The sequence below is a fragment of the Mycobacterium sp. NGS59 genome (assembly GCF_059812345.1).
In genome coordinates this window covers 105,260-121,796 of the sequence record NZ_JCALCN010000003.1, presented here as the reverse complement: position 1 = coordinate 121,796, position 16,537 = coordinate 105,260, and the positions used below count along the sequence as shown (strand labels likewise).

Sequence of the window (16,537 nt, the reverse complement as noted above, 5' to 3'; positions counted from 1 at the left end):
GCTCTGAGGTGTCGGTCACCTGACCTGAACGGCGGTCTCGAGACTGACTTCGGCGATATCGGAATGGCTCCGGCCGCCGGTGGCGCCCAGAGTGCTTATCCAAACCAACACGAATGTCGTTGGCGCGGAGGCGGTTACCGGAATGACGTTGTGGCCGGGATGCACGGCGGTGGGGGGACTGAGTTCGGCGGTGTCGGAGAGCTTCGCGGGCGTTGCCGTCGCCGATGACCGGATCTGTATCACGGTGCCGGTGCTGTTCAGGTCGACGGTGACAGTGCTGAGCGATGTCGGTTGCGGAGCCTGCAATAGCAGTCCCACACCGTCCTTGAACCTGGGGAACGGCTGCGGGTCGAAGTAGGTGTCGGTCGACCAGGCGGTGCCGGGGTTGCCGTCGATCGCCAGGCCTGCGGAATCCGGACTGTCCGGCGCACCGCCGGGGGAGAACACCACTGCCTGAAGCGGTTTGAGCGGTCCCGGGCCGGCTGCCGCCAGTGTCGGCAGGGCCGAGGGCTGGGACGTCTGGGTCGCCTGGAGCCCCAGCTTGTGCCCGTCCATCGCGACGTCGGTGTCCAAGACGCCCACCACCCGGCTGAGTGTGGTGGCGAAGCTGAGCAACAGCACCAGGACGATCGCCGCCGCCGTCCCGAGGCATGTCTTGACGAGCTGACGGCGCGCGTGTTCGGCCCGCTCGGCTGGCCCGAAATTGCGGAAGCCGGCATAGCTACCCGGGGCGGGTACCGCAAGCAGCTCCTGAGTGGTGGCGGGATCCGCGGCGTGTTTGGCTTCGGCACTGGCTTCGCGCAGCAACGTCGTGAGTGTCTTGGCGCTGCGGATACCCTCTCCGTCACGAACCAGGCCGGCGGCGGTGGACGAGATGAGGAACGGAACACGCGGGTCGAAGGCTGCGGGTTCCTTGATGCGACCTTCGGCATCCAGTTCGGCGTGACGCCAATCCTGGCTCACACCTTCGGTTTTGAAGGGCCAGCGGTTGACCAGCAGGGCATACATGACCGCACCGATGCCGCGGAGGTCGTCACGTGCAGTCGCGTCCGGCATCGTCGCCGGAAAGGCCAACGCGGCACTCCCGTCCCTGCTGACCCGGATTCGAGCCGGATGGTCGATAGACAACATCAATCCAGCCCGATGCGCGGCGTCCGCGGCTTCGGCAAGCGATGACACGGCATCTGCGACGCGGGCGGGCGACAGGCCGATATCGGCTACTTCTCTCAAGGTGGCACCGCGTAGCCATTCGGAGACCACCACCCCGCCGCAGTAGTCGCGACCCACGTCGATCACCGTTGCCAGGTGGGGCGAGTCGATGCCCCGCAGACTCGCGGTGCGGGCAAGGATCGCATCGACAGTCGCTTTGGGCAGGGCATTCTCCGGATCGACGACCGTGACCGCCAGATGCTGCCCGGTGACCGTGTCGGCGGCTTGCCAAAATTGCAGATGCGGCGACTCGCCGTAGAACAGCATCAACCGGATCCGGCCGCTTGCGATGGTGGCGCCCGCGACCAGGGGGTTCCGCTCTCCACTGGGCGAACGCGGTTCGGTCCACAGATAGGAGATCCGTGTCGTTGCCTCCGGCGCAAAGGGCTGGCTGCCGGTCATCGCTTCGTCTCGTTCCCGCAAGGCATCGCTCGCATCGCCCGGGACGCGAACCGATGCTGTGAATGGTTGCTCATTCACATAGCCGCGCCTGTGCCGTCCCAAACCCCCACGCGGCTGCTCGCCGATTGCCTCGTTGCCGCCGACCGCGACCGACAAAGACGAAACCACCCTTGCCGCAACGGATTGCGGCGCGGGTGGCTTCGTCGAAAAAGGGGTCCAGCAGGGGGTGATACGGGTTACACGTCGTAGTACAGCGCGAACTCGTACGGGGTCGGCCGGATCTGGACCGGCAGGATCTCGTTCTCCCGCTTGAAGTTGATCCAGGTCTCGATCAGGTCCGTCGTGAACACCCCACCCTCGGTGAGGTACTCGTGGTCCTCTTCGAGCCGGTCGATCACCGCCGACAGCTGGGTCGGAGCCTGCGGGATGTTGGCGGCCTCCTCCGGCGGCAGCTCGTAGAGGTCCTTGTCGACCGGCGCCTGCGGCTCGATCTTGTTCTTGATGCCGTCCAGGCCGGCCATCAGCATGGCCGAGAACGCCAGGTACGGGTTGCCCGACGAGTCGGGGCAGCGGAACTCCAGCCGCTTGGCCTTCGGGTTGCTGCCGGTGATCGGGATGCGGACACACGCCGAGCGGTTGCGCTGGCTGTACACCAGGTTGATCGGAGCCTCGTAGCCCGGCACCAGGCGCTTGTAGGAGTTCACCGTCGGGTTGGTGAACGCCAACAGCGACGGCGCGTGGTGCAGTAGACCGCCGATGTAGTGGCGTGCGGTGTCCGACAGGCCGGCGTACCCGGTCTCGTCGTACATCAGCGGGGTGCCGTCCTTCCACAGCGACTGGTGGGTGTGCATCCCCGAACCGTTGTCACCGAACAGCGGCTTGGGCATGAACGTGACGGTCTTGCCGTTCTGCCACGCGGTGTTCTTGACGATGTACTTGTACAGCTGCATGTCGTCGGCGGCGTGCAGCAGCGTGTTGAACTTGTAGTTGATCTCGGCCTGACCGCCGGTGCCAACCTCGTGGTGGCCCTTCTCCAGGCTGAACCCGGCGTTGATCAGGTTGGTGAGCATCTTGTCGCGCAGGTCGACGTAGTGGTCGACGGGCGCCACCGGGAAGTACCCACCCTTGGGGCGGACCTTGTACCCGCGGTTGGGGCTGCCGTCGGCCTCGTTCGGGGCGCCGGTGTTCCACCAGCCCGAGATGGCATCCACCTCGTAGAACGAACCGTTGGTGCGTGAGTCGAAGCTCACCGAGTCGAAGATGTAGAACTCGGCCTCGGCGCCGAAGTAGGCGGTGTCGGCGATGCCGGTGCTGATCAGATAGTTCTCGGCCTTGCGGGCGACGTTGCGGGGGTCGCGGGAGTAGGGCTCGAGGGTGAACGGGTCGTGCACGAAGAAGTTCAGGTTCAGCGTCTTGGCTTCGCGGAACTGGTCGATCTTGGCCGTCACGGGGTCCGGGAGCAGCAGCATGTCGGACTCGTGGATCGACTGGAAACCGCGGATGGACGAGCCGTCGAAGGCCAGGCCGTCCTCGAACACGCTCTCGTCGAAGAACGAAATCGGGATCGTGAAGTGCTGCATGATTCCCGGCAGGTCGCAGAAACGGACGTCGACAAACTCGACGTTTTCGTCTTTGGCAAGTTTGAAGACGTCGTCGGGCGTCTTATCCGTCACAGAAGGCTCCTTTTACTCGGTGATTCGCGGCCGACGCTAGGGACGTGTTGTTACAAGTCCGTCAACCCCGTATTGCGCGGGCGTTACGTACCACGGCACCGCAGCAGAGCTCGGGCAAGTCCGGAGCCCTATTGTTGAAGCCATGGCCCGCAAGATCGTAACCGGTCACGTGTCAGTGCGGCACTGCGCTGTACCGGCACCCGGACATGTGGTGACCGGACGAACACGGTGACGCAGGAATCGACTGCCGGTTATCCGGGTCAGGCGCTGGGCTTGCCGCAGTCCGGGTCGGGTTCGCTGGCCCCGATGGGGCGCCGGTTGCTGGCCCTGCTGGTCGACTGGCTGATCGCGGGCGGGCTTGCGCTGCTGGCTCTGACGCTCGGTGCGATCCCGGACACGGTCTTGTCCACGATGCAATTGGTCATCTGGCTGGTGCTGGGTGCGGTGTCGGTGCGACTGTTCGGTGTCAGTCCCGGTCAGCTGGTGCTGGGACTGCAAGTGGCGGCCGTGGACGGTCGGCTGCCGATCGGCATCGGACGGTCTTTGGCACGTGGCGTGCTGATCTTCCTGGTGGTCCCACCGCTGTTCACCGATGCCGACGGGCGGGGGCTGCAGGACAGGCTGACCAACACCGCGATACTGCGACGCTGACGGGTATGGGCTATTTGCGGCGCACGGTGCGCTGGACGCCGCGCATCTTGCCCGAGTTCGGCAGCGGCCCCTTCGGCAGCATGCCGGTGCCGGCCCGCGATCCCAGCGCGGCCAACCGCGACTCGAGTGAGTCCATCTGCTTGGCGGAGATGTTGGCCGGCAGCCGGGTCAGGTGGCGCTCCAGCTTGGCCAGCGGAATCTCGCCCTCGCCGTTGCCGACGATGATGTCGTAAATCGGAATGTCGCCCACGATGCGCGCCGTGCGCTTCTTCTCCTGCGCCAGCAGCGGCTTGACGCGGCCCGTCGACCCTTCCCCGACGAAGATCACACCCGGCCGGCCGATCACCCGGTGTACCGCGTCGAAGTGACCGGTCTGCGCCACCCCGGGGGTCACCCGCCACTTCCCGCGCATGTTGTCCAGCACCCATGCCGCCGCCCCGGCCTGGCCCTCGGCTTGGCGGTAGATGCTTTTCTGGGCGCGGCGTCCGAAGATGATGAACGCCACCAGCGCGCCCAGCACCAGGCCGAACACCGGCATCATGATTGCGGTGAGACCGCCGGCCCAAATCCCGACCCCCACCGACGTGCCGGCGATCAGCACGAACGCGACGATCATGTACGGCAACAGCCGCTTGTCCTGCTTGCGCTGGATGTTGAACGCCTGCCACAGCTGCTTGCGACGGTCTCTGGACGCCGCCTTGCGGGCGGCCGTCGCCTCGGCCTTGGCGGCCTTGTTCTCGGCAACAGTTCGGGGTTTGGCCATAGTCACCAAGGATACGTACGCGCCGGTTACCCGGGCGTCGAGGTGCGCGCGGTTCGGGCCTGTTCGTAGAGCCGCCCGGCCCGATACGAGGAGCGCACCAGCGGCCCGGCCAACACGCCGGCGAAGCCCAACCCCTCGGCGTATTGCGCCAAGCCGACGAACTCCTCGGGAGTGACCCACCGTTCGACGGGATGGTGTCGGGCCGACGGGCGCAGGTACTGGGTGATGGTGACGATGTCGCAACCCGCCGCGTGCAGATCGGCCAGCGCGATGCGCACCTCGTCGGGAGTTTCGCCCAGGCCGAGGATGAGATTGCTCTTGGTGACCAGGCCGGCCTTGCGCGCCGCGCCCAGAACGTCCAGGCTGCGCTGGTAAGTGAACGCCGGCCGGATCCGCTTGAAGATTCGTGGCACGGTTTCGACGTTGTGCGCCAACACTTCTGGACGTGATTCGAAGACCTCGGCGAGCCGGGCGGGTTCGCCGTTGAAGTCGGGGACCAGCAGTTCGACACCGGTGTCGGGGTTCAGCTCCTTGATGGCGCGCACCGTCTGCGCATACAGCCAGGCTCCGCCGTCGGGCAGGTCGTCGCGGGCGACTCCGGTGATGGTGGCATACCGCAACCCCATGGTGTGGACGCTCTCGGCGACCCGGCGCGGTTCGTCGCGGTCGAGGTCGGCCGGCTTTCCGGTGTCGATCTGACAGAAGTCGCAGCGGCGGGTGCACTGGTCGCCGCCGATCAGGAAGGTGGCTTCCCGGTCCTCCCAGCATTCGAAGATGTTGGGGCAGCCGGCTTCCTCGCAGACCGTGTGCAGACCCTCGCGCCGGACCAGGCTCTTGAGCTCGGTGTACTCCGGCCCCATCCGGACCCGCGTCTTGATCCACGGCGGTTTGCGCTCGATGGGTGTCTGGGCGTTGCGCACCTCCAGACGCAGCAATTTGCGGCCTTCGGGTGCGACAGTCACGACGTCGATGTTACGCGGGTGATGTCGTGTTCCCGGACCGGAAGCAGACCGTCGAGGGCAGCGCAGACGGCGTCGGCGACGGCGCCGCGTACCTCGTCGACAGTGACCGTGCGCTGCAGTTCGGAAGACAACGACGTCACGCCGGCGTCGCTGATGCCGCACGGCACGATCGCGGTGAACGCAGCCAGGTCGCAGTCGCAGTTGAGCGCGAACCCGTGCAGCGTCGTCGCGCGTGCCACCCGGACCCCGATGGCGGCGACTTTGCGCGCCGGCCGGCCGGGGATCCACACTCCCGAGCGTCCCTCGACCCGTCCGGCTTCCACCCCGGCCTCGCGGCACACCCGGATGAGGGCTTCTTCCAGGCGCCGCACGTAATTCACCACGTCCAACGGTTCGGCCAGCCCGATGACCGGGTAGCCGACCAGCTGGCCGGGGCCATGCCAGGTGATCTTGCCGCCGCGATCGGTGTCCACGACGGGAGTGCCGTCCAGCGGGCGTTCCTGGGGTTCGGTGCGACGTCCGGCGGTGTAGACGGCGGGGTGTTCCAGCAGTAACAGCGTGTCGGGGCCACCGGCGACCCGGGAGTCGGCCAGCTCGCGCTGCAGTTGCCAGGCGGCACCGTAGTCGACGCTGCCCAGCTGGCGGATGTCGATCGCGCTGGTGGCGGCGCGGATCGACTCCGTCACCTTGGTCACGAACGCCACGCTACCGGCCGGAGCCGCCCCGAGCGCCACGGCGGGGCGTCGGCTTGGGTCACTGTGTCGTTCGGTGTGAATCGTGGGCGTTCAGTGTGAATCGTGGGCTTCGCGAGTGAAGCCTGGGCGGAATCGCGCCGACTTTCCCACCATGGGTTCACTCCGAAAGCCGTCATTTCACAACCAACGCCGAGGATTCACGCTCAAGGCCGTGGACCGGCTCGAGCAAGCTGCCGCGTGAACCGCGCCTGTGAAAGTTTCCTGGCATGTTGCGAGAAAGCCCCGCCGAAGCTTGCTCAGACGCGCGCTAATCCCCGTCGCGGCGGGCGGTGGCGTAATGCAGCGCCTCACCGATCGTGTTGTGGTGAAACTGAAAACCCGCCCGCTCCAAGGCCGTCGGAATGGCCCGCTGACCGGTGAGCAGTCCCTCGTCGGCGAATTCACCGAGGGCCGCGCGCACCGCGAAGCCGGGCAGCACCAACGGAGTCGGGCGGTTCATCGCGCGCCCGAACGCGGTGGTGAACTCGGCGTTGGTGACCGGCGCGGGCCCGGTCATGTTGACCGGACCGGACAACGTGGGGTGCGAGATGGCGAACAGCAGCGCGCGCACCTGGTCTTCAAGGCTGATCCAGGACATGTACTGCCGGCCGCTGCCGAGCCGGGCGCCCAGACCGATCGAGAACACCGGACGCATCATCCGCAGCGCGCCGCCCGACGGAGCGACCACCACGCCGGTGCGGGCCAACACCACCCGGGTGCCCTCGTACTGGGCCGGCAACGTGGCCGCTTCCCAATCCACACACAGCTGAGCCAGGAATCCCCTTCCGGCCGGGGCGTTTTCGTCGACCACGCGGTCCTTGGTGTCGCCGTAGTAGCCGACCGCGCTGGCGTTGATCAGGGTGCCCACGCCCGCGTCGGCGACGGCGGCGGCCAGCACTTCGGTCGGTGCGATGCGGCTGTCCCGCAGGCTCTGCTTGAACGCTCCCGACCACCGCCGCTGGCCGACGTTGACGCCGCACAGGTTGACCACCACGTCGACGTCGACGAGCGCGTCGGGGTCGAACTCGCCGCCCTCTGGATCCCAGTGCAGCTCTTCGGAATTGGCCGGCGCGCGCCGCACGATCCGCAGCACGTCATGGTCGGCCGCGCGCAGCGCCGCGCGCAACGCCGAGCCGATCAATCCAGATGAACCCGCTATGGCGACAACGGCTTTGGCCACAGTACGGAAGCTTCCCTACAGTCCTAGATCGGCCTCGAAGGCACCCTCTTCGAGCCGGTGCTTGACGGTGGTGAGGAAGCGCCCGGCGTCGGCACCGTCGATGAGGCGATGATCGTAGGTCAGCGGCAGATAACTGATCGAGCGGACCCCGATCGACTCGTTGCCCAGGTCGTCGACGATCACCCGGGGCCGCTTGACGATGGCGCCGGTGCCCAGCATGGCGGCCTGCGGCGGCACCAGAATCGGGGTGTCGAACAGCGCGCCCTGGCTGCCGATGTTGGTGATGGTGAACGTGCCCCCGGAAAGCTCGTCGGGCTTGAGTTTGTTCGAGCGTGCCCGGGAGGCGATGTCGGCGATGGCGCGGGCCAGCCCGGCCAGCGACAGGTCGCCGGCGTTGTGGATGACGGGGGAGAGCAGCCCCTGCTCGGTGTCGACGGCGAACCCGAGGTGCTCGGCGTCGTAGTAGGTGATCTCCTTGCTCTCTTCGTTGTAGCTGGCGTTGACGTTGGGGTGTGCCTTGAGGGCGTCGATGACCGCGCGTGCGATGAACGGCAGATAGGTCAGGTTCACGCCCTCGCGTTCGGCGAACGCCGCCTTGGCCCGCGCGCGCAACGCCACGATCCTGGTCATGTCGACCTCGTGGGTCTGGGTGAGCTGGGCCGTGAGTTGCAGTGATTCGCGGGTCTTCTTGGCGGTGATCTGACGGATCCGGCTGGCCTTCTGCGTGGTGCCGCGCAGGTGCGCCAACGAGGACGTCGCGGCGGCAGGGGCTTTCTTCTCCGGCGCGGCTGCGGGCGCTTCGGCGGCGGGCGCGTCTTTCTTCGCTGTCTTCTTCTCGGCAAGCGCCAGCACATCCTGTTTGCGGATGCGGCCGCCCACGCCCGTGCCGGTCACCTCGGACAGGTCGATGTTGTTCTCCGAAGCCAACTTTCGCACCAGCGGAGTGACATACGGGGTGCCGTCCGATTCGGTGGGCTCTTTGTGAGTCGACGCGGGTTCGGCCTTGAGCGGCTCGTTGGCCTTTCCCTTTGGTTCCGCTTGGGATTCGTCCTCTGGCTCTTTTTTCGGTTCCTTTTTGGGCTCTTTTTTCGGCTCTTCCTTGGCTTCTTCTTCTTTGGCCTCTTCCGGGGGCGCTTGCTCGGCGTCTTCCTCGGACTCGGGCTCTTTCTTCTGCTTCGGCTCGGACTCTTTCTTCGCCTCTTCCTTGGGCTCGGACTTCTTGGGTTTCGAGCCCGAGTCCTTGCTGCCGACGCGCGCCAACTCACCGCCGACCTCAACGACGTCGTCCTCTTCGGCGGTGATGCTCACCAGGACACCGGCCACCGGCGACGGGATCTCGGTGTCGACCTTGTCGGTGGACACCTCCACCAGCGGATCGTCGACCTGCACCGAGTCGCCGACGCTCTTCAGCCAGCGCGTCACGGTGCCTTCGGTGACCGACTCGCCGAGTTCGGGCATCAACACCGGGGTCGAATCCCCGTCGCCGGAATCCTCACCCGATTCGTCTTTCGCCGGCTCGGGCTCGGACTCGTCGTCGTCCTGCGCCGGTTCTTCCTCTTCGGCAACCGATTCCTGCTGGGCGGGCGCACTGTCGTCGTCGCCGCCGTCGTCGGTGTCGTCTTGGGTGTCGTCTTGGGTGTCGGCGCTGTCTTCGGCGTCACCGCTGTCTTCGGTGTCGTCGCTGTCGTCGCCGTCGGTGTCGTCCTCGGAGTCACCGATGACGGCAAGCTCGCCGCCGACCTCCACCGTGTCGTCTTCCTGGGCGATGATCTTGGTCAGCACGCCCGCGGCCGGCGACGGGATCTCGGTGTCGACCTTGTCGGTCGAGACCTCGACCAGTGGCTCGTCGAGCTCGACCGTGTCGCCTTCCTGCTTGAGCCAGCGGGTCACGGTTCCCTCGGTGACGCTTTCACCAAGTGCCGGCATCTCAACGGAGAAGGCCATCTTTGTTGACTCCTCGATCGGTCGTCGGTCGGCACAGCTCGACCTCTGGCTTACCACATGGTCGTGCACCGGGTACGAAACCCGCGTGGATGTCAAAACTCATCCTGTCACGTGCGGTCGTCGCAGCACATGCAGGGCGCGTGACTGATCCACCGACCGGCGCCGCGCCGCTGCTACGGTGGGCCACTGGTACAGACAGCAAGTCGCAGGTGGCGGAGGTTCGATGCCGGCAACACAACACGCACCACAACAGTTCGTCGACAGCGCCGACGGCACCCGGATCGCCGTGTACGAAGAGGGCAATCGGGAAGGGCCGCCGGTGGTCCTGGTACACGGCTGGCCGGACTCGCACGTGTTGTGGGACGGGGTCGTACCGCTGCTGGCGCAACGATTCCGGATCATTCGCTACGACAACCGCGGCGTCGGATTGTCCTCGGCTCCCAAACCGGTCTCGGCCTACACGATGGCTCGTTTCGCCGACGACTTCGCCGCGGTCATCGGCCAGTTGAGTCCCGGCCAACCGGTGCACGTGCTGGCTCACGACTGGGGCTCGGTCGGGGTGTGGGAGTACCTGACCCGGCCCGGCGCGGGCGACCTGGTCGCGACCTTCACTTCGGTGTCCGGCCCGGCGCACGATCAGCTGATCCAGTTCATCTTCGGCAGTCTGCGGCAACCGTGGCGTCCGCGCAGGTTCGCCCAAGCGGTCAGCCAGGCCGTGCGGCTGACCTATATGGCCTTCTTCTCGATCCCCGTGCTGGCGCCGCTGCTGCTGCGGTTGGCGTTTCGCAGTGCGGCGGTACGCCGCGCCGTCGTCGACAACATCCCGGTCGAGCAGATCCGTCATTCCGACAACATCGCCAGCGACGCGGCGAATTCGGTCAAGGTGTATCCGGCCAACTACTGGCGCTCGTATTCCGGCAGCTTCCGCCGCCGCGGTGTGCATGTGGTCGACGTACCGGTGCAGCTCATCGTCAACACGCGCGACAAGTACGTGCGGCCGCACGGGTACGACGAGACCGCTCGCTGGGTGCCGCGGTTGTGGCGCCGCGACATCCGGGCCGGGCACTTCTCCCCGATGTCGCACCCACAGGTGATGGCCGCCGCCGTGCAGGACTTCGCCGATCTCGCCGAGGGCAAGCCGACCAGCCGCGCGCTGCTGCGCGCCCAGGTGGGCCGTCCGCGCGGCGACTTCGGCGACACGCTGGTGTCGATCACCGGCGCCGGCAGCGGCATCGGGCGCGAGACCGCGCTCGCGTTCGCCCGGGAGGGCGCCGAGATCGTGATCAGCGACATCGACGAGGCCACCGTGAAAGAGACCGCCGCGCTGGTCGCGGACCGCGGCGGGGTCGCGCACGCCTATGTGCTGGACGTGTCGGACGCCGACGCGGTCGAGGCGTTCGCCGAGCGGGTGTGCGCCGAGCACGGGCTGCCCGACGTCGTCGTCAACAACGCCGGGGTCGGGCAGGCCGGGGCGTTCCTGCATACCCCGGCCGAGCAGTTCGACCGGGTGCTGGACGTCAACCTCGGCGGCGTGGTCAACGGCTGCCGGGCCTTCGGGCGCCGCCTGGCCGAGCGCGGCACCGGCGGGCACATCGTCAACGTGTCCTCGATGGCCGCCTACGCACCGCTCGGCTCGCTGAACGCGTATTGCACCTCGAAAGCGGCGACGTTCATGTTCTCCGACTGCCTGCGCGCCGAGCTCGACGCCGCCGACGTCGGGCTGACCACCATCTGCCCGGGTGTGATCGACACCAACATCATCGCTACGACCCGGTTCGACACGCTGGTCGGGATCGACGACGAGCGGGTCGACGGCCGGCGCGGCCAGTTGGACAAGATGTTCGACATCCGCCGCTACGGTCCGGACAAGGTGGCCAACGCGATCTTGTCCGCGGTGAAGAAGAACAAGCCGATCCGGCCGGTCACCTTCGAGGCCTATGCGCTTTACGGCGTCTCGCGGGTGCTGCCGCAGGCACTGCGCAGCACCGCACGCGTGAAGGTGATCTAAGGCTGCGTGCCGACCGGTGCGCCCTCGGTGCGCCGAAGGGCGAACGCAGCGGCGATGCCGGCGATGCCGATCACCGTCAACGGGATCATCCACGTCCGACGGCTCGACACCGACGACTGACACGCGCTCACGAAATCGGTGTGCGGGATGATCTGGTTGAGGATCGGGATGTTGGCGCCGTTCCTGTCGTTGGCGGCCCGCGCGCCGCTCAGGTCGCTGGCTATTCCATTGCCACAGCTAATCGTTCCGCCGTTGCTGTTGGACACGGTCACCGGGACAAGCAGGCCGATCACGCCTGCCAGCAAAAGTGCAGCACTTACTGCGATTATCAACCGTCGCACCGTCATCATCCGCCCTTCCCGCGCAGGGTTTCCCGTCGAAAAGATGTTTAGCCGCGTGCGACCCCCGCTAAACGCGTGCGGGGTCGGTTCGGTCGGGGACGCCCGAGGGGCAGTAATCCGGCGTGGTTGGGGTATCCGGCAGGCGACGAACGAAGAAAGGACTTGCCGATGACGTTGACCGAGGAGCTGGCGACGAACCGGGACGTCGAGGCCTCCGTACTGGGTGCCCTCGCCGAACGACTCGAGCCGGCTCAGGTCGCCTAGGCATGGAAGCCGTCGACGCCGTCGTCATCGGGGCCGGACACCACGGTTTGGTCGCGGCGGCGATGTTGGCCGACGCCGGCTGGGACGTGCTGGTGCTGGAGGCTCAACCCGAACCGGGTGGGGCGGTGCGCAGCGCCGAACTGACGCCGGGTTACATCACCGATCTGTTCAGTTCCTACTACCCGATGACGGTGGCGTCGCCGGCGATCACCGAGCTGCGGCTCGAGGAGCACGGCCTGCGCTGGTCGTACGCGCCGGCTGTGGTGGGGCACCCGCGCGACGGCGCGGACGACGACCCGCCCGTGCTCTACCCTGACCCGGCGCGGACGGCTGCGGAGTTCGGCCGTCGTGAGCCCGCCGACGCCGACAACTGGTTGCGGGTAGTGGAGTTGTGGGACAAGGTCAAAGACCCACTGCTCAATGCGATGCTCTCACCGTTTCCACCGACTGGCGCTCTGCTGCAGTTGCTGTGCAAGCTCGGCACTTCCGAAGCGATACGCCTCGCCAATCTTCTTGTCCAGCCGGCCAATTCGATGGCCCAACGGATGTTCGACGGAGAGGCGCCGCGAATCATGCTGCTGGGCAATGCAATGCACGCCGACATCCCACCCGACGCCCCGGGCAGCGGCGTCATGGGCTTCCTGATGACGATGCTTGGTCAGGACGTCGGCTGGCCGGTGCCCGTCGGCGGCTCGGGCCAACTGACGGCAGCGCTGGTCAAGCGCGCATCGTCGGCGGGCGCACGCATCGAGTGCAACCAGAACGTCGCCCGCATCCAGGTGCAGGCCGGCCGGGCGGTCGGGGTGACGACGGCGTCCGGCCGCACGGTTCGGGCGCGCCGCGCGGTGGTGGCCGATGTGACTGCGCCGCAACTGTTCTGCCAGATGTTGCCACCGGACACGTTGCCGGACAGCCTGTTACAGGACCTCGAGCACTTCGAGTGGGATCCGCCGGTGGTCAAGGTCAACTATGCGTTGGACCGCCGCGTGCCCTGGCGTGCGGAGCAATTGCGCAGCGTCGGCACGGTCCATCTGGGCGCCGACGGCGACGGGTTGGTGCGCTGGATGGCGGACCTGAACACGCGGGTAGTGCCCGAGCGTCCGTTCATGCTGCTCGGTCAGACCACGACGGCGGATCCGACGAGATCACCGGAGGGCACCGAAAGTGTCTGGGCGTACACGCATTTGCCGCGGGATATCTACGACGATGAGTCGGCGGAGCGGCTGGCCGAGTCGATGGATCAGGTCATCGAGGAACATGCGCCGGGATTCTGCGCCGGGGTGATCCACCGCCACCTGCAGCGACCCTCGGATCTGGAAGCCAGTGACGCGAACCTGTATCGCGGCGCGGTCAACGGCGGGACGTCGCAGTTGCAGCAGATGCTGATCTTCCGTCCAGCGCCGGGAATGGGCCGGGCCGAGACGCCGATCGAGCGGCTCTACCTGGGCAGCGCGTCGGCATCGCCGGGCGGTTCGGTCAACGGCGCCTGCGGGCGCAACGCGGCCAAGGCCGCGCTGGCCGCCGACGGGCTGACCGGCTGGCCGCGGCGGAAGCTGAGCCGTGCGGTGATCTCGCTGCTGACGAAATGACGCCTTACCGCGCAGCCGTCGCCGAACGTCACGCTGGCGCGGCATTCGTCGTCGAGCGCCACGCCAGCTTGACGCTCGGCGCGTAGAGAGCGGGGACAGGCGCTCGTCAGCCCTTTTCGCAGATGTCTTCCAGCACCGCGAACATGGTGCGGGTCGGGACGCCGGTGCCGCCCTTGGGTGAGTAACCCCAGGCGCTGCCGGTGTTGTAGGCCGGGCCGGCGACGTCGATGTGTGCCCATTGCACCGAGTCGGCGACGAATTCCCGCAGGAACACCCCCGCCACCAGCATCCCGGCGAACCGCTGCCCGCTGATGTTGGACAGGTCGGCCACGTTGGACTTCAAATCGTCCTTGAGTTCGTCGGGCAGCGGCATCGGCCAGCCGTTCTCGCCGACGCGCTGCGAGATCTCGGCGACCCGGTCCCGGAAGTCGTCGCTGCCCATCACCCCGGGAATGCGCGCTCCCAGCGCTACCGTCTGCGCACCGGTCAGCGTGGACGTCTCGATCAGATAATCCGGGTTGTCCTCACACGCCCGCACGATCGCGTCGGCCAGGATGAGCCGGCCTTCGGCGTCGGTGTTCTGCACCTCGACGGTGATGCCGCCGTACTGGGTCAGCACATCCCCGGGCCGCTGCGCGGTCGCCGACGGCATGTTCTCGGCCATCGGAACGGTCGCGATGACGTCGATCGGCAGCTCCCGCTGCGCGGCCAGAATCACGGTGGCGATCACCGCGGCCGCTCCGCCCATGTCCGAGGTCATGTGGTGCATCGAAGCGGCCGGCTTGATGGAGATGCCGCCGGTGTCGAACGTGACGCCCTTGCCGACCAGCGCGACCTTCTTGGCCTGTCTGGCGTTCTTGGCCAGCCGCGAGCCGCGATGGGTCAGCCGCACCAACCGCGGCAGGCGCGAGGAACCCTGACCGACACCGATCAGCCCGCCGTACCCGGCCTTCTTCAGCTGCTTGTCGTCGAGGATCTCCACCTCCAGGCCCGCCGATTCGCCGAGTTCTTTGGCGCGTCTGGCGAATTCGGCAGGAAACAGATGGCTGGGCGGAGTGTTGACGAAGTCGCGCGCGGTGGCCACGGCGGCCGCCACGGCCGCACCGTGCGCGCTTTGCCGTTTGGCGTCCTTCGCGGTAGACAGCACGGTGATCCTGCGCAGCCCAGGGTCTTTCGGCGCCGTCTTGGCGCTGCGGAAAGCGCTGAACCGGTAACCCCCCAGGATCAAACCCTCGACCAGCGCCGACGTCACGTCCTGACCGGGCAGCTCACCCAGCGTCGTGATCACCGCCTCGGCTTTGCCCAGTGAACGCGCGGCCACACCGGCCGCGCGGCGCACCACGTCGGCCGGCCATTCGGTGCGGGCCTTGCCCAGGCCGACGGTCAGCACGCTGGCCACCGGCAACGACGACACCACCAGCCGGTGGGTCTGCTCGGTGCCCCCGGTGGCGCCCAGCGCCTGCAGGCCGGCCTCGATCTCGGTGACCGCCTCGGCCGGCAGCAACGTCTCGGCCGCCGCTACCTGAGCGCCGGTCTGTTCGTCGTCACCGGACGAGACGACCGGGACCAGTAACACCGCGGACCCGGCCCCGCGTTTGGGCAGCGCGGTCGCGACGGTGACGGACGGGGGTTGGTAACCGGTGGTAGCCACGGGCAACCACCCTAGTCACTGCGGCCTAGGTTGGCTTCTCCGCCGGGTTGTCGAGCAGTTCGTAGGCCGGCACCGGAGCGTCGAAACCCTTGAGCGTCAAGGGTCCGACGGGGGCGCTGCGCCACTTCGGCAATGCGCCGTGCAGCGCCGAATCGACCAGGATCTGTCCCGGTGCTGCCGCCGAGACGAGTCGCGCGGCGAGGTTCACCGGGTTGCCGAAGTAATCGCCGTTGATGGCCAGCACCGTGCCGTGCGCCAGCCCGGCTCGCACCTGCAGTCCTTCCTCGCGTGCCTTGGGATGGCCGACGAGATCGAGCGCCGCCGTGGCGAGCTGTTCGGGTGACCCGCACACCCACATCACTTCGTCACCGATGAACTTGACCACCCGGCCGCCGTCGGCGTGCACCACGTCCGACACCGCTGCGGCGAACTCGTTGAGCAGTTCCGACAACTGCGCGGGGGTCAGCGCCTGGGTGAGCGCGGTGAACCCGGAGAGATCGGCAAAACCGATGCCGCACACCACGCTTGACGATGTGTCACGGATGACGCCCTCGAAGTGGGTGCGAGCACTGGTCAGGTGATGACGGTGCACGATGTCGATCAATGCCCCGATCCGCGGCACGAACTCGGCGATCGCGCGGTAGGCCTGGGCGGTGGCGAACTCGTCGTGGGTGTGGGTCATCTGGATGTCGGGGGCACCGAGGCGGATCATCGTCGACTCGGCTTCGGCGAGCCGGGCCATCGCGGCGCCCAGCACCCGCAGCAGCCCGAACGCGCCGTCCTCGCCCACCACACCCTTGAGCGCGACCCACGTCTGGAGCGCCTCGACGTCGGCTTGGCTCAGGGCGGGCACGTCGGAACCGGCGATGGTCAGCCCCAGCAACCCCCAGGCATGCGCCACCTCGCCGGCCGACAAACCGAGCTGCTCGGCGGCGGCCGCCACGGTGTAGATCGGGCGTCCCGACCAGCCCAGGACGTCCCCGGCCAGCCCGAACAGGCGCCCGCGCCGCTCAGCTTCGGCCATCTCCTCGACAGTGAAACCAAGCTCGTCCAGATACTTGATCAGGTCGGCGCGCTCGCGTGCGTTCGCGATTCCGGCGGCTTCCAGGCCATCCCAGTCGAACACCTGCCCAAGTTTGCCACCAGCGGCAGACATTAGGGTGAGA

Annotated in this window: 13 protein-coding genes; 3 read left to right on the top strand and 10 right to left on the bottom strand. The window is 67.3% G+C overall.

Annotation, left to right across the window (positions count from 1 at the left end):
* Positions 1-15: 15 nt before the first annotated feature.
* Together AC5Y46_RS05685 and glnA are read right to left on the bottom strand one after the other, a co-directional pair.
* Positions 16-1,611 (bottom strand): protein kinase family protein, encoded by a 1,596-nt coding sequence (locus AC5Y46_RS05685; RefSeq protein WP_499990335.1) that lies wholly within the window; start codon positions 1,609-1,611, stop codon positions 16-18.
* A gap of 236 nt (positions 1,612-1,847) precedes the next feature.
* Complete coding sequence (gene glnA, locus AC5Y46_RS05680) at positions 1,848-3,284, bottom strand: type I glutamate--ammonia ligase (protein WP_499945707.1); 1,437 nt, start codon at positions 3,282-3,284, stop codon at positions 1,848-1,850.
* Positions 3,285-3,512: 228 nt separating this feature from the next.
* On the opposite strand from glnA, the gene AC5Y46_RS05675 reads away from it, so the two are divergent.
* The gene (locus AC5Y46_RS05675) at positions 3,513-3,935 is read left to right on the top strand and encodes an RDD family protein (RefSeq protein ID WP_499990333.1); all 423 of its coding nucleotides are present in this window, start codon (positions 3,513-3,515) and stop codon (positions 3,933-3,935) included.
* Positions 3,936-3,945: 10 nt separating this feature from the next.
* Here AC5Y46_RS05675 and AC5Y46_RS05670 read toward each other — a convergent pair whose 3' ends face one another.
* From AC5Y46_RS05670 to sucB, 5 genes are all read right to left on the bottom strand, one after another.
* Complete coding sequence (locus AC5Y46_RS05670) at positions 3,946-4,698, bottom strand: DUF4191 domain-containing protein (protein ID WP_499945710.1); 753 nt, start codon at positions 4,696-4,698, stop codon at positions 3,946-3,948.
* Positions 4,699-4,724: 26 nt separating this feature from the next.
* Entirely contained in the window at positions 4,725-5,660 is a 936-nt protein-coding gene (gene lipA, locus AC5Y46_RS05665; protein ID WP_499990331.1) for a lipoyl synthase, read from the bottom strand.
* Complete coding sequence (gene lipB, locus AC5Y46_RS05660) at positions 5,657-6,346, bottom strand: lipoyl(octanoyl) transferase LipB (protein WP_499990477.1); 690 nt, start codon at positions 6,344-6,346, stop codon at positions 5,657-5,659. The genes lipA and lipB overlap by 4 nt, the downstream gene beginning before the upstream one ends.
* A 316-nt stretch (positions 6,347-6,662) precedes the next feature.
* The gene (locus tag AC5Y46_RS05655; RefSeq protein ID WP_499990328.1) at positions 6,663-7,574 is read right to left on the bottom strand and encodes a TIGR01777 family oxidoreductase; all 912 of its coding nucleotides are present in this window, start codon (positions 7,572-7,574) and stop codon (positions 6,663-6,665) included.
* Between the two features lie 15 nt (positions 7,575-7,589).
* Positions 7,590-9,518 carry a 2-oxoglutarate dehydrogenase, E2 component, dihydrolipoamide succinyltransferase gene (gene sucB / locus AC5Y46_RS05650; protein WP_499990324.1) on the bottom strand — a complete coding sequence of 643 codons (1,929 nt, stop codon included), beginning with the start codon at positions 9,516-9,518 and terminating at the stop codon, positions 7,590-7,592.
* 223 nt (positions 9,519-9,741) lie between these two features.
* On the opposite strand from sucB, the gene AC5Y46_RS05645 reads away from it, so the two are divergent.
* Positions 9,742-11,526, top strand: a complete 1,785-nt coding sequence (locus AC5Y46_RS05645) for an SDR family oxidoreductase (RefSeq protein WP_499990321.1) — start codon at positions 9,742-9,744, stop codon at positions 11,524-11,526.
* On the opposite strand, the gene AC5Y46_RS05640 is transcribed toward AC5Y46_RS05645, so the two are convergent.
* Positions 11,523-11,873, bottom strand: a complete 351-nt coding sequence (locus AC5Y46_RS05640; RefSeq protein ID WP_499990319.1) for an aminopeptidase — start codon at positions 11,871-11,873, stop codon at positions 11,523-11,525. The two genes, AC5Y46_RS05645 and AC5Y46_RS05640, sit on opposite strands and share 4 nt — an antisense overlap.
* A gap of 260 nt (positions 11,874-12,133) precedes the next feature.
* Here AC5Y46_RS05640 and AC5Y46_RS05635 point away from each other — a divergent pair, with 260 nt between their 5' ends.
* Positions 12,134-13,720: a phytoene desaturase family protein gene (locus tag AC5Y46_RS05635; protein WP_499990317.1), complete on the top strand. Its 1,587-nt coding sequence runs from the start codon at positions 12,134-12,136 to the stop codon at positions 13,718-13,720.
* A gap of 106 nt (positions 13,721-13,826) precedes the next feature.
* On the opposite strand, the gene AC5Y46_RS05630 is transcribed toward AC5Y46_RS05635, so the two are convergent.
* Positions 13,827-15,371: a leucyl aminopeptidase gene (locus tag AC5Y46_RS05630; protein WP_499990316.1), complete on the bottom strand. Its 1,545-nt coding sequence runs from the start codon at positions 15,369-15,371 to the stop codon at positions 13,827-13,829.
* A gap of 25 nt (positions 15,372-15,396) precedes the next feature.
* A complete protein-coding gene (locus AC5Y46_RS05625; protein ID WP_499945721.1) occupies positions 15,397-16,527 on the bottom strand; it encodes an adenylate/guanylate cyclase domain-containing protein in 1,131 nt (376 codons plus the stop codon).
* Between the last annotated feature and the right edge of the window lie 10 nt (positions 16,528-16,537).